Here is a 12731-nt window from a genome sequence, read left to right as displayed (position 1 = left end):
GTCCCGCGGGGAAACGGAATGCCGGCGGCGGTCCGGGGACCGCCGCCGGCGCGACAGGACGTGCGGGGGGTGCTACTTCGTCGGCTTCTTGCCCGTGATGCCGAGGTGGACCAACAGGGCCAGGTGCGGCCTCAGTTCGGCCTGCTTCACGCCCCAGGCCGAGAAGCCCTTCTGGTGCGAGGCGACCGCCGCGAGCATCGCGACCAGGGCGCCGGCCATCGCCGCCGGGTTGACGTCCTTGTCGACCCGGCCCTTCGACTGGAGCTCCTTCACGGAGTCGGTGAGGGAGTTGGTGACCGAGTTCAGGATCTTCATGCGGATCTTGTAGAACCGCTTGTCGCCCTCCGCGGCCCCCAGGTCCACCACCCGCAGGATGGCGTCGTTCCTGCGCCAGAAGTCGAGGAAGCCCTCGACGAGTTCCTCCGCTGTCTGCCACCCCGCCTTGCCGACCCACGCCCGTCCGGAGACGAGGTCGGTCAACGCCGCGCCCTCCTTCGCCATTTCCTCGGCGATCTCCAGGACGGCGCCTTCGACGTCGGGGAAGTACTGATAGAAGGTCGCGGGTGACGTGCCCGCTTTCCGGGCCACGTCGATGACTTTGACGTCCCGGTACGGCGAGGAGCTGAGCATCTCGCTGAGGCAGTCGAGCAGCTTCTGCCGCGTCGCCTGTCCGCGTCGGCCGGCCACACGGCCGTCGACGGTGCGTACTTGTCCTGTCATGTCGTCAGCTTACCGAGGGGGGATCTGCGCGCGATTCGGCCGACTGCAAATGGGGTGCGCGGCCCCCGGCGGCTCTCCGGGGCCCGTACCAGGCGTGTACCCGCCCGCGGGCCCGGCACCACACCGATCGTTTCCGGCCAGTGGGATGATCAACAGCCTGTGGAAAACTTCGGCGGACCACCCCGACGAACACGCGTTCGGTTTCTTTCCCTGCGCCGCGCGGCCCGCGCCGTTAACTTGACTGTGACGGGTACCACACCACCCGTACGAGGAAAGGGAACAGCTCCATGGCCGCATTCACAGAGGGCACGCCGTGCTGGGTGGACGTGCTGCTCCCCGACCTCGCGGCGGGCAGGCGCTTCTACGGCGAGCTCTTCGGCTGGACGTTCGACAGCGGTGACGAGGCCCACGGCAACTACACCAACGCCTTCAGCGAGGGACGGCGCGTCGCCGGCCTCGCGCCCAAGCGGGACGGCCGCATGCCCACCGTGTGGGGGGTCTACTTCGCCACCCCCGACGCCGCCGCCACCAGCCGGCGGATCGCGGAGGCGGGCGGGCGGATGGTGATGGACCCCATGCCGATCGGCCCGTACGGGACCATGGCACTCGCCGTCGACCCCGGCGGCGCGGTCTTCGGCCTGTGGGAGGCCGGCGAGCACAACGGCTTCGAGAAGCAGGGCGAGCCGGACTCCTTCTGCTGGACCGAGGTCTACACCCGGCAGAAGGACCCCGTCGACGCCTTCTACGAGACCGTCTTCGGCTTCCAGGTGCGCGACCTGGACGACGCCTCGATCGACTTCCGCGTCTGGTCGCCCGCCGGTACGCAGGCGAGCGACGACAACGCCATCGGCGGCCGCAGCGTGATCACCGACGCCTTCCCGGCCGAGATGCCCGCCCACTTCCTGGTCTACTTCGCGGTCGAGGACTGCGACGACACCGTGGCCGTCGCGCAGCGGCTGGGCGGCCGCGTCACCGAGCCGCCGTTCGACACCCCCTACGGCAGGATCGCCGTCCTGGCGGACAACCAGGGCGCCGTCTTCGCCGTGCTGGCCGAGCCGAAGGCCGCCTGAGCCGTCCTCACCGCCGTGTCCGGATCGGGGTGAGACACCCCGATCCGCCCCCGGGTTCGCAACCACCGCTCCGGACAGGAACAATCAGGGGGCGACTGGGGCCGTACTTTCATGGCCCCTACGGGGAGGTGGCAGGCAAGTGGAGCAGCTCACGCAGCACGACCCGAGGCGGATCGGCCCCTTCGAGGTGCTGGGCCGGCTCGGTGCCGGTGGCATGGGCCTCGTCTATCTCGCACGCTCGGCATCCGGCCGGCGCGTGGCGATCAAGACGGTACGGACCGAGCTCGCCGAGGACCAGCTGTTCCGCGTCCGCTTCACGCGCGAGGTGGAGGCCGCACGGGCGGTGTCCGGCTTCTACACGGCCGCCGTGGTGGACGCCGACCCGCGGGCGGCGGTGCCGTGGCTGGCCACCGCCTACGTCCCGGCACCCTCCCTCGAGGAGATAGTGAACGAGTGCGGGCCGCTGCCCGCCCAGGCCGTGCGGTGGCTGGCCGCCGGCATCGCCGAGGCCCTCCAGTCCATCCACGGCGCGGGCCTCGTCCACCGCGACCTCAAGCCCTCGAACGTCCTGGTCGTGGAGGACGGGCCGCGCGTGATCGACTTCGGCATCGCGTCCGGCGTCTCCAACACCCGGCTGACGATGACCAACGTCGCCGTCGGGACGCCCGCGTACATGTCACCCGAGCAGGCGAAGGACTCGCGCAGCGTGACCGGCGCGAGCGACGTCTTCTCACTGGGCTCCACGCTGGTCTTCGCGGCCACCGGACACGCGCCGTACCACGGTGCCAATCCGGTGGAGACCGTCTTCATGCTGCTGCGCGAGGGCCCGGACCTGGAGGGGCTGCCGGACGAGCTGCGGCCGCTGATCGAGTCCTGCATGCAGATCGAGGCCGGGCTGCGGCCCACCCCCGCCGATCTCCAGGCCCAGCTCGCGCCGCACCTGTTCTCCGGGAGCGACGACAGCGGCACCGCGTCGGCGTGGCTGCCCTCGCGGGCCACCGCGATGATCGAGACCCGCCGCGGCGGCCGCCCGAGCCCCCCGCCGCCTCCCGCGGCACCGCCCGCGCCCCCGGCCCCGCCCGCCGGTCCGCCGAACGGAGCCCCCGCCCCCGGCCGCGACTGGGACGCCGCCTGGCGCGGCGGCAGCGCGGGCGACGACCCCCGCACCGCCCCGATGGCGCCGCCCGGCCCCGCCGCGGGTGGCTCCCCCGTCCGCCTGCCCGGCGCCCGGGTGCCCATCGGCCCCGGCCCCCGGGTCGCCGACACCCGCGCCGCGCTCGTGGCGACGGACCCCGCCGGGCCGGCCACCACCGGCTGGGTGCGCCCGCCCGCGGGCGGGCCGAACGGCTCCGAGCCCGCCCCGGCCGGCCCGCCGGCCCCGGCGCCCGCGCCGCCCGGACCCGCGCCCGCGGCGGAGAGCGACGGACCGGGGCACTGGCGCCCGTGGCGCTTCCGCATGTCGAACGACGTGTGGGGCACGCCCGTCGTCGAGGGCGACCTGCTCTACGTCACCTCCTTCGAGGTGCACGCCCTCGACGTGGCCAGCGGACGTCGCCGCTTCAAGACGCGGGACGTCGCCTGGTCCATGGCGGTCGCCGGGGGCCGCATCCACGCCTCGGACGGGCCGTCGCTGTACGCGCTCGACGCGCTGGACGGCAGCGAGCGCTGGCGCCTGCAGACCGACGCCTGGGTGTACGCCCTCGCGGTGGACCGCGGCACCGTCGTCACCGCCACCCGCGGCGGCGGCGTCCAGGGGTGGGAGGCATCCAACGGCGCCAGACTCTGGGAGATCACCGGCGCCCAGACGGACTTCGAGTCGCCGGAGGGCGGCCCCGTGGTCCACGGCGACACCGTGTACGTCTGGCAGGACGCCCGGCTGCGGGCCCTGGACGCCCGGACCGGCACCGAGCGCTGGTCGTACCCGATCGGCGACGCCGCCTCCTGCGGCGGGGTGCCGGTGCGCCTCACCCCGGCCGAGGACGGGTACGTCTACGTCGCGGCAGGCACCCGGGTGCTGTCCGTCGACATCATGTCCGGGCACGTGCGCTGGCACTTCGAGGCCCCGGCGGTCTTCCTGTCACCGCCCGCCTTCGCCCCCGGCCCGGCCGTCACCGGCGGCGGGGTGTACCTCGCCGACTACCTCGGCACGGTGTACGCGCTCGACGCGACGACCGGCAAGGACCGCTGGCGCATCGCCACCGAGTCCCGGCAGTCCACCGAGCCGGTGCTGGTCGCCGACGGCAACGTGCACGTCGGCAGCGGCAGCGCGGTCTACACGCTGGACGCGGTCACCGGCACCCCGAAGTGGCGCTTCCCGGCGGGCGGCAGCATCATCGGCGCGCCCGTCGTCGCCGACGGCCGGCTGCACTTCGGGTCCGCCGACCACGTGCTGTACACGCTGGACGCGAGCGGTGGCCAGCTCCGCTGGAAGCTGACGACCGGCGGGGAGATCACCGGCTCGCTGGTGGCCCGCGCGGGCGTGGTCTACGCGTGCAGCAAGGACCGCTGCGTGTACGCGCTCGACGCGGTCAAGGGCACGGCCACCGGGCGCGGCGCCGGCGCCGCCCGGTAGACAGCCGGGACCGCCCGGCAGCCGGGGCCGTCCGGTTCAGAAGCGGGGCGGAGGACCCTGGCCCGGGCCCGGAGGCGGGCCCTGCTGGCCGTGGTCGCCGTAGTCGTCGGGGCGCCCGTAGGGGTCGGGCGGGCGCCCGTAGTCGCCGTCGTACTCGTCCCGCCCGCCGTGGGAGGCGCCGTACCGGCCGCCCTCGTGGTCGTCGTACGGGCCGCCCGCGTACGCCTCCGCCTCCCGGGGCCCGTGGCGCGGACGGCGCGGGCGCCCGCTCATCACGGCGGCGCCCAGCAGCAGGAGCACCCCGCCGGCCAGCGCCAGCGCCAGGCCCCAGCCGAGTCCTGAGCCGTCGGCGCCGTCGAAGGTCAGCCCGTCCGAGACCTGGGACTGGCGGACCATCCACAGGACGGTGAAGCCCAGCACGATCACCCCGGCGAGGGCCACCAGCAGCCGGGAGCGCAGGGCCAGGCCGAGGAGCGTCACCAGCGCGGCGAACGCGAGCGGCAGCAGGACCGACGTCCACAGCTCCGCCTGGCCGGCGGTGATGCCTCCGAAGAGATCGGCGATGCGGTAGTGGCGTCCCAGGCGTCCGTCGTGCCACGCATGGAACGGACTCCAGACGGCGGCGATCGCTCCGGCGAGAGCGAGGATGCTGCCGATGACATTGCGGACCATCGTCGGCCTCCCTGCGGTCCGGATTCTCTGTCCGGCCCTCGGTCCCGACGCTACGCCGGGCCCGGGAGCCCCGCCACAGGACGCGGACGCCGGTCAGCGCAGGCGGTGGCCGCCCCGGCGGCGCTCCGCGAACAGCCGCGCCTGGCGCCCGGGCGGCAGGTTGCCGAGCGCGATCAGGTGCGGTGCCTGGGCGAGGGCCTGGGACCTGGACGCCTCCCGGGCCGCCCACACCGCCCGGACCGTGCCCTCGACGGCGCCGGCGGGGTACCCGGCGATCACGGCCGCGGCCTCCCGGGCGGCGGCCAGCGCGCCGCCCGGCTCCGTCAGCTCCGAGACCAGGCCGGTCTCGTAGGCCCGCTGCGCGCCGACCCGTTCGGCCGTACCCATCAGGGACATCCGGGCGACCTCCCCGAACGGCATCCGCTGGGCCATCGTGATCGCCTCGTAGGCGGAGACCATCCCGTACGTCGTGTGCGGGTCGAAGAAGGCCGCGTCGCGGGCGGCGACGACGAACTCGCACTCGCCGAGGAGGTAGAACGCCCCGCCGCAGGCCAGCCCCTCCACGGCGGCGATCACCGGCTTCCACAGGTCGTTCGCCTTCGGCCCGACGGTGAGGAGCGGGTCGTCGATGCTGTACGGGGAGGGTGGCTGGGGCACGTCCGCCGCGCGGTCGATGCCGGTGCAGAAGGCCCGCCCGCCCGCGCCGGTGAGCACCGCGGCGCGAACGCCGCCGTCGTACCGCAGCCCGCGCCAGACGGCGGCGAGCTCCGCGGCCATGGCGAGGTCGAGGGCGTTGAGCTTCCCGGGCCGGTCGAGGGTGACCACGGCGACGCCGTCGCCGCCGCGCTCCACGGTGACGGTCACGGCCGCTCCAGCACCCAGCGCGGCAGGCCGTCGTCGCCGAAGACCGCGCGGACCGGGGCGCCGATGCGCAGCCGCGCCGGGTCGACGGAGTCGATGGGGGCGCCGGGGCCGGCGACGACGTTGCCCACGAGCCGGATGCGGGGGGCGTCCGCGAGCTCGACGACGACGACGTTGTAGCGGGGGGCGTGGGCGGCGTACGCGGGCAGCAGCGGCGGGTGCGGGACGACGAACGACCAGATGCGGCCGCGGCCGCTCGCCGGGCGCCACTCGCCGGCGAACGACTGGCAGTGCGGGCAGCAGGGGCGGGGCGGGAAGCGCGGCTCGGCGCAGCCGGTGCAGGTCTGCACCCGCAGCTCGCCGCGGGCCGCGAACTCCCAGAAGGGGGCGCCGTCGTCGTCGGGGACGGGTGTGAGCATCGGCTCAGCTCCTCAGCAGCAGGGCGGACGTGGGGACGCCTTCACCCGCGGTGACCAGGCACGTCCGGGCGCCCGGTACCTGGGCGGTGCTCGTGCCGCGCAGTTGCCTGACCCCTTCGGTGATGAGGTTGAAGCCGTGGACGTACGCCTCGCTGAGCCCGCCGCCCGCGGTGTTGAGGGGCAGCCGCCCGCCGGTCTCCAGCGCTCCGCCCTCGGTGAAGGCGCCGCCCTCGCCGCGGCCGCAGAAGCCGTAGCCCTCCAGGGAGAGGGGGATGAGCGGGGTGAACGCGTCGTAGATCTGGGCGACGTCGACGTCCTGCGGGCCGAAGTCGGCCTGCTTCCACAGGTGGCGGGCCGCGGTCCAGGCCGGCCCGGTGAGCGGGTCGTCGTTCCAGTAGTTGACCATGCCGTGGTGCTGGGCGGGCAGGCCCTGGGCGACGGCGTGGATGTACACCGGCGGGCGGCGGCAGTCCCGGGCGCGCTCGGCGGGGACGACGACGCAGGCGAGGGCGCCGTCCGTCTCCAGGCAGTTGTCGAAGAGGCAGAGCGGCTCGCTGATCCAGCGGGAGGTCATGTACATCTCGCGGGTCAGCGGCCGGTCGTACATCACCGCGCCGGGGTTCTGGTTGGCGCGGTTGCGGCAGGCGAGGGCCACGTTGAAGAAGTGGTCGCGGGTGGCGCCGTACTCGTGCATGTAGCGGCGGGCGAGCATGCCGATCTCGTCGGCGGGCCGCAGCAGTCCCCAGGGGCGGGTCCACTGGGCGGGGGTCGGCAGCTGGGCGCGGGTGTTCGTCCAGGGGCGGGGGCCCGAGCCGCGCTTGCGGGACCGCCAGGCCACGCCGACGTGCGCCTGGCCGGTGGCGACGGCGGCGGCGAGGTGCGCGACGGTGGCGCAGGAGCCGCCGCCCCCGTACCCCGCCTTGGCGAAGAAGGTCACGTCGCCCGCGCCGATGGCCTTGGCGAGCTCGACCTCGTCGGTCTCCTCCATCGTGTACGAGGCGAAGGCGTCGACCTCCGCGGGCGCGATGCCGGCGTCGGCGAGGGCGGCGAGGACGGCCCGGCAGGCCAGGGCCTTCTCCGACTCGGGCAGGTGCCGGGCGAATCGGGTCTGCCCGATCCCGGCGATGGCAGCGGCGTCCTTGAGTCGTCCACCTGTCATGTCCGCGAGGGTACCGCTAATCTGACGGATAGTCAGCTACGGGGCGGGCGGCGGAGGTGCGGCATGCACGGCGACCTGGACGGGTGCTCCATCCCGGGACTGGTCCGGTGGGCGGCCCGGCGGTACGGCCCCCGCGAGGCCGTCGTCGAGGGCCGTACGCGCGTGACGTACGCGGAGCTCGGCGACCGGATCGAGCGCGCCGCCGCCGCGTGCGCCGCCGCGGGCGTGGCCCCCGGCGACCGGGTCGCGGTCTGGGCGCCCAACACCCTGGACTGGATCGTCTCCGCCCTCGGCGCGGTCACCGCCGGCGCGGTGCTCGTGCCGCTCAACACCCGCTTCAAGGGCGCCGAGGCCGCGTACGTCCTGGAACGCAGCCGGGCGAAGCTGCTGTTCGTCACCGGCACGTTCCTGGGCACCTCGTACGTGGCGTCCCTGCGCCGCACCGGGCGCGTGCTGCCGGCGCTGGAGCAGGTGGTGGTGCTGGCGGACAGCGCGCCGGAGGACTTCCGCACCTGGAAGGAGTTCCTGGCGGGCGGGGACGGTGTCCCGGCGGCCCGGGTCCGCGCCCGCGCGGACGCGGTCGACCCGTCCGGCCCGTCGGACATCGTGTTCACGTCCGGCACGACGGGCCGGCCCAAGGGCGCCGTGATCAGCCATGCCCAGTCCCTGCGCTGCTACGGGGCCTGGGCGGACCTCGCCGGCCTGCGGGAGGGCGACCGCTACCTGATCGTGAACCCCTTCTTCCACACCTTCGGCTACAAGGCGGGGATCCTCGCCTGCCTGATGCGGGGCGCGGTGATGGTGCCGCAGCCGGTCTTCAGCGCCGGCACGGTCCTGGCGAACGTCACGGCGGAGCGCATCTCCGTGCTGCCCGGCCCGCCCACGCTCCTGCAGTCCGTACTGGACCACCCGGCGCGGTCGTCCTACGACCTGTCGACCCTGCGGCTGGTGGTCACGGGCGCGGCGGTGGTGCCGCTGCGGCTCGTGGAGCGGCTGCGCGGCGAGCTGGGCGTCCCCACGGTCCTGACGGCGTACGGCCTGTCCGAGGCGAGCGGCATCGTCACGATGTGCCGCCGGGGCGACCCCGACGCGACGATCGCCGCGACCTCGGGCCGCCCCATCCCGGGCACCGAGGTGCGCATCGAGGCGGGCGAGGTCCTGGTGCGCGGCCCCAACGTGATGAGCGGCTACTTCGAGGACCCGGACGGCACGGCGGAGGTCATCGACGCGGACGGCTGGCTCCACACCGGCGACGTGGGGGTCCTGGACGAGGCGGGCAACCTGCGCATCACCGACCGGATCAAGGACATGTTCATCGTCGGCGGCTTCAACGCCTACCCCGCCGAGATCGAACAGCTCCTCGGCGTCCACCCCGATCTGCTGGACGTCGCCGTCATCGGCGTCCCGGACCCGCGGCTGGGCGAAGTGGCCATGGCCTTCGCGGTCCGCCGCCCGGGGTCGACGCTGACGGCGGACGACCTGATCGCCTGGGCGCGGCGGGAGATGGCCAACTACAAGGTGCCGCGCCGGGTCGCGTTCCTGACGGAGCTCCCGCGCAACGCGAGCGGCAAGGTGGTGAAGGGCGAACTCCGCGCCCGGGCACGCGGATGAGGCCCGCCGGGGCGGAACCCCGTACGGGCCGGGCGGACATGCCGCGGCCGCAGCGGCTCCCCCTCCGCGCCGCCGCGGCCGCACCCCGTGGGTGAAGGTCCAGGTGGGACCAGGTCCTCCGTCCGGATCGGACGAGAGACGCTAGTTCGCCGGCTCCGTGGTGGCATGGATGTTCTCGGTCGACACGGCGCCCTCGTCCGCGGGCTCGGTCGTGGCGTGGATGTTCTTGGTGATGATCCGGTCCGCCGGCGACCCGGTCGCGTGGATGTTCTTGGTCTCGATCTGCTCCGCCGCGGCGGTCGGCTTCGTGCCGGTGGCGTGGATGTTCGTCGGCTTGACGACGGGCTCGGTGGTGCTGGCGTCGCTCATGATCATCTCCCGTTGAAGTCACTCGGTCCGGTGTTCGGCGAGGCCCGCCCGGCTGTTCCCCCGAGGACGGCCGGACGGGCCTCTACAGGGCCGTTCACCCTAGTGCCTGGGAGCGACGGCCTCACCGGTGGCCCGCCTGCCCCCCGACGCGACGGGTCCGTGGAAAAGAGCATGGCCCGCGGCCATAAACGAACGATGAACGCCCAGCCCACGGCCCGGGGGCCCGGCTTTCCGGACCTTTCCGCGTTCGTGCGGCCCGGTCCCGAGGACGGCTCTCAGGCGGCCCGCACCGGCTTCAGCAGCGCCCGCACCTCGCCCGCCTCGGGCGAGTCCAGCTCCTCGTAGATGCCGAGGGCCTCCTGCCAGCACACCTGGGCACGGCCGCTCTGGCCGATGCCCGCCAGCGCCCGGCCGAGCACCGTCAGGACGTTCCCGCGCCGCCACTCGCCACCGATGCCGCGCAGCACCGTCAGCGCCATCTCCGCGTTGGCCGCGGCCTGCGCGTGCCGTCCCGCGGCGATGTCGACCTCGGCCAGGCGGAACAGCGTCATGCCCTCCCACAGGCGCTGGCGGCTGTCCCGGAAGACCTCCAGCGCCTCCCCGAGCCGGTCCGCCGCCGCGGCCAGCCGGCCGCTCTGCGTCAGCGCCAGGCCCAGGGCGTAGCGGCCGTTCGCCCCCTTGAGGGCATGGCCCATCCCGTCGTACATGGCCGTGCCCTCCTGGGCGAGGGTGACCGCGCTCGCGGTGCGGCCCATGGCCAGGTGGATGCGGGAGAGGTTGCACAGGGCGCTGGCCTCGCCCGCCCGGTCCTCGCACGCCCGGAAGTCCCGGATGGCCTCGGCGAGGTGGTTCTCGCCGGCGGCGTGGTGGTTCTGGTAGAGCGCGATGACCCCGCGGGTGTTCGCCGCCCAGCAGCGCGGCAGCGGGTCGTCGGCCTCCAGGGCCAGCGCCATCGCCTCGCGCGCCTCCTGGTCCGCCTGGTCGAACCGCCCGGAGACGTGGTGGACGTAGGCCAGGGCGATGGCGGCGCGCGCCTCCGCCCTGCCGTCCCCGGAGCTGCGGGAGTCCTGCCGCAGGGCCGTCGCGACGGTCTCGTACCCCTTGGAGTTCGCCCCGGACTCCGCCAGGTCCAGCGCCGCCCACAGCAGGTCCACCGCCCGCCGCAGGGAGTCGCCGCCGGCCGACCGGCGCGCGCAGGCCAGCAGGCAGTCCGCCTCGGCGTACAGCCAGTCCTGGGCCGCGTGCCGGTCCGCGAAGGTCAGGCCGCGGTACGTCGTCGGCTCCAGGTGGTCGACCAGGCGGTCGCCCGGGCGCTCGATCGCGTACACCCGCGCCGCCGTCGCCAGGTAGAAGTCGAGCAGCCGGGAGAGCGCCAGGTCCCGCTCCCCGGGCGGCTGTTCGTCCCGCTCCGCGCACGCCCGCGCGTAGAGGCGGACCAGGTCGTGGAAGCGGTAGCGGCCGGGGGCCGCGGACTCCAGGAGGGAGGCGTCCACGAGGGACTCCAGCAGGTCCTCGGCGTCGTGGAGCGGCAGGTCCAGGACGGCCGCCGCGGCCGCGAGGGAGATGTCCGGGCCGTCGGCGAGGCCCAGCAGGCGGAACGCGCGGGCCTGCGCCGGCTCCAGCTGCCCGTAGCCCAGCTCGAACGTCGCCTTCACCGCGAGGTCGCCCGCCTGGAGCTCATCGAGGCGGCGGCGCTCGTCGGCGAGCTTGGCCGCGAGGACCGAGACCGTCCAGGTGCGCCGCGCCGCCAGCCGCGAGGCGGCGATGCGGATCGCCAGGGGCAGGAAACCGCACGCGGCGACCACGTCCAGGGCCGCCTCGCGCTCCGCCCGGACCCGCTCGGCGCCCACGATCCTGGTGAAGAGCTGGAGCGCCTCCTCCGGCGACATCACGTCCAGGTCGACCAGGTGCGCGCCGGCGAGGTCCACCATCCGCACGCGGCTGGTGACCAGGGCCGCGCACCCCGCCGTCCCCGGCAGCAGCGGGCGGACCTGCGCCGCGTCCCGCGCGTTGTCCAGCAGGACCAGCACCCGCCGCCCGGCCAGCGTCGAGCGGTACAGGGCGGCGCGCTCGTCGAGCGAGTCGGGGATGGCCGAGTCGGCCGTACCGAGGGCCCGCAGGAAGGCGCCGAGCACGGTCTCCGGCTCCGCGGCCCGCGCGCCCGCGCCCTGGAGGTCCACGTACAGCTGGCCGTCCGGGAAGTGCGGCCGGGCGTCGTGCGCGACGTGCACGGCGAGCGTCGTCTTGCCGACCCCGCCGATGCCCGCGAGTGCCGACACCGCCATGACCGAGCCCTCGGCGGTGGCCAGCCGGTCGCGCAGCTCCCGCACGAACGCGGTCCGGCCGGTGAAGTCCGGGACCGTGGCCGGCAGCTGCGCCGGGCGGGACGGCTTGGGCGCGGCGGGCGGCTCCTCCACCGGGCGCGCCAGTTCCACGTCGGCCTGGAGGATGCGCTGCTGGAGCCGGGAGAGCTCCGGCGCGGGGTCGACGCCCAGCTCGTCGGCGAGGAGCCGGCGCGTGTCCGCGTACACCGCCAGCGCCTCGGCCTGCCGGCCGCTGCGGTACAGGGCCAGCATCAGCAGCTCCCGCAGCCGCTCGCGCAGCGGGTGCGCGGCGGTCAGGGCGGTCAGCTCGGACACCGCCTCCGCGTGGTGGCCGCAGTCCAGGTCCAGGTCGAGCCGGGTCTCCAGGAGCGACAGCCGCCACTCCTCCAGCCGGGCGCGCTGCGTCTCGGCGTACGGCCCGGGCACGGAGGCGAGCGGCTCGCCGTTCCACAGGCCCAGCGACTTGTTGATGAGGACCCGGGCCTGGCCGCGCTCGCCCGCAGCCCGCGCCTTCTCGGCCTCGGCGGCCAGCTCCTGGGCGACGTTGAGGTCCAGGGCGTCGGCGCGGCCGCGGATCGCGTACCCGCCGGACTCGCTGACCAGCACCCCCGGCGGCAGCACCTTGCGCAGGCGCGAGGCGTACGTGCGGACCGCGGCGAGCGCCTGCGAGGGCGGTTCGTCGCCCCAGATGGCGTCGATGAGCTCGGCGGCCGTCGCCGTGCGCCCGTCGCGCAGCAGCAGTGCGGCGAGCAGGGCCCGCTGCTGGGGGGACCCGGAGGGCAGGGGGTCGCCGTCGTACCAGGCGCGGACCGGGCCGAGCACGCCGAAGCGCAGGTCGCCGCCGCCGGCGGGGGCCGGACGCGGCGCGCTCCGCTGCCCCGGCACTCGCGGCCCGTCTTCACGGTCCATAGCTCCCCCTGCCCGTACCGCTGGTCTCGCCCCGGACAGTCTGCC

10 protein-coding genes are annotated in these 12731 nt (G+C 74.9%); 3 read left to right on the top strand and 7 right to left on the bottom strand.

Features of this window, described 5'->3' with window-relative positions; all coding sequences use genetic code 11:
- Positions 1-72: 72 nt before the first annotated feature.
- Complete coding sequence (locus tag ACIA79_RS05830; RefSeq protein ID WP_399426899.1) at positions 73-720, bottom strand: TetR family transcriptional regulator; 648 nt, start codon at positions 718-720, stop codon at positions 73-75.
- A gap of 287 nt (positions 721-1007) precedes the next feature.
- Here ACIA79_RS05830 and ACIA79_RS05825 point away from each other — a divergent pair, with 287 nt between their 5' ends.
- Complete coding sequence (locus ACIA79_RS05825; RefSeq protein ID WP_399426898.1) at positions 1008-1790, top strand: VOC family protein; 783 nt, start codon at positions 1008-1010, stop codon at positions 1788-1790.
- A gap of 139 nt (positions 1791-1929) precedes the next feature.
- The gene (locus ACIA79_RS05820; RefSeq protein WP_399426896.1) at positions 1930-4362 is read left to right on the top strand and encodes a PQQ-binding-like beta-propeller repeat protein; all 2433 of its coding nucleotides are present in this window, start codon (positions 1930-1932) and stop codon (positions 4360-4362) included.
- A gap of 36 nt (positions 4363-4398) precedes the next feature.
- Here the strand turns inward: ACIA79_RS05820 and ACIA79_RS05815 are convergent, their stop codons facing one another.
- From ACIA79_RS05815 to ACIA79_RS05800, 4 genes are all read right to left on the bottom strand, one after another.
- Positions 4399-5034, bottom strand: a complete 636-nt coding sequence (locus ACIA79_RS05815; protein ID WP_399426895.1) for a hypothetical protein — start codon at positions 5032-5034, stop codon at positions 4399-4401.
- Between the two features lie 93 nt (positions 5035-5127).
- Positions 5128-5898, bottom strand: a complete 771-nt coding sequence (locus ACIA79_RS05810; RefSeq protein ID WP_399426894.1) for an enoyl-CoA hydratase/isomerase family protein — start codon at positions 5896-5898, stop codon at positions 5128-5130.
- Complete coding sequence (locus tag ACIA79_RS05805) at positions 5895-6314, bottom strand: Zn-ribbon domain-containing OB-fold protein (RefSeq protein ID WP_399426893.1); 420 nt, start codon at positions 6312-6314, stop codon at positions 5895-5897. The genes ACIA79_RS05810 and ACIA79_RS05805 overlap by 4 nt, the downstream gene beginning before the upstream one ends.
- A 4-nt stretch (positions 6315-6318) precedes the next feature.
- On the bottom strand, positions 6319-7473 hold the full coding sequence (locus ACIA79_RS05800; protein WP_399426892.1) for a lipid-transfer protein: 1155 nt from the start codon (positions 7471-7473) through the stop codon (positions 6319-6321).
- A gap of 63 nt (positions 7474-7536) precedes the next feature.
- Between ACIA79_RS05800 and ACIA79_RS05795 the strand changes: the two genes are divergently transcribed.
- Positions 7537-9084 carry a FadD3 family acyl-CoA ligase gene (locus tag ACIA79_RS05795; RefSeq protein ID WP_399426891.1) on the top strand — a complete coding sequence of 516 codons (1548 nt, stop codon included), beginning with the start codon at positions 7537-7539 and terminating at the stop codon, positions 9082-9084.
- Between the two features lie 141 nt (positions 9085-9225).
- Here ACIA79_RS05795 and ACIA79_RS05790 read toward each other — a convergent pair whose 3' ends face one another.
- Together ACIA79_RS05790 and ACIA79_RS05785 are read right to left on the bottom strand one after the other, a co-directional pair.
- On the bottom strand, positions 9226-9453 hold the full coding sequence (locus ACIA79_RS05790) for a hypothetical protein (RefSeq protein WP_399426890.1): 228 nt from the start codon (positions 9451-9453) through the stop codon (positions 9226-9228).
- A gap of 275 nt (positions 9454-9728) precedes the next feature.
- The gene (locus ACIA79_RS05785; RefSeq protein ID WP_399426889.1) at positions 9729-12686 is read right to left on the bottom strand and encodes an AfsR/SARP family transcriptional regulator; all 2958 of its coding nucleotides are present in this window, start codon (positions 12684-12686) and stop codon (positions 9729-9731) included.
- Positions 12687-12731: the final 45 nt, after the last annotated feature.

The organism is Streptomyces sp. NPDC051310 (genome assembly GCF_044455245.1).
Taxonomy (GTDB): domain Bacteria; phylum Actinomycetota; class Actinomycetes; order Streptomycetales; family Streptomycetaceae; genus Streptomyces.
Note: the sequence above shows the minus strand (reverse complement) of the source record. Positions and strands in the feature narration are given on the sequence as shown.

Coding starts and splice junctions, on each gene's coding strand:
- ACIA79_RS05790 (WP_399426890.1), bottom strand. CDS start 9,453: ATGAGCGACGCCAGCACCACCGAGCCCGTCGTCAAGCCGACGAACATC.
- ACIA79_RS05805 (WP_399426893.1), bottom strand. CDS start 6,314: ATGCTCACACCCGTCCCCGACGACGACGGCGCCCCCTTCTGGGAGTTC.
- ACIA79_RS05795 (WP_399426891.1), top strand. CDS start 7,537: ATGCACGGCGACCTGGACGGGTGCTCCATCCCGGGACTGGTCCGGTGG.
- ACIA79_RS05815 (WP_399426895.1), bottom strand. CDS start 5,034: ATGGTCCGCAATGTCATCGGCAGCATCCTCGCTCTCGCCGGAGCGATC.
- ACIA79_RS05825 (WP_399426898.1), top strand. CDS start 1,008: ATGGCCGCATTCACAGAGGGCACGCCGTGCTGGGTGGACGTGCTGCTC.
- ACIA79_RS05830 (WP_399426899.1), bottom strand. CDS start 720: ATGACAGGACAAGTACGCACCGTCGACGGCCGTGTGGCCGGCCGACGC.
- ACIA79_RS05800 (WP_399426892.1), bottom strand. CDS start 7,473: ATGACAGGTGGACGACTCAAGGACGCCGCTGCCATCGCCGGGATCGGG.
- ACIA79_RS05785 (WP_399426889.1), bottom strand. CDS start 12,686: ATGGACCGTGAAGACGGGCCGCGAGTGCCGGGGCAGCGGAGCGCGCCG.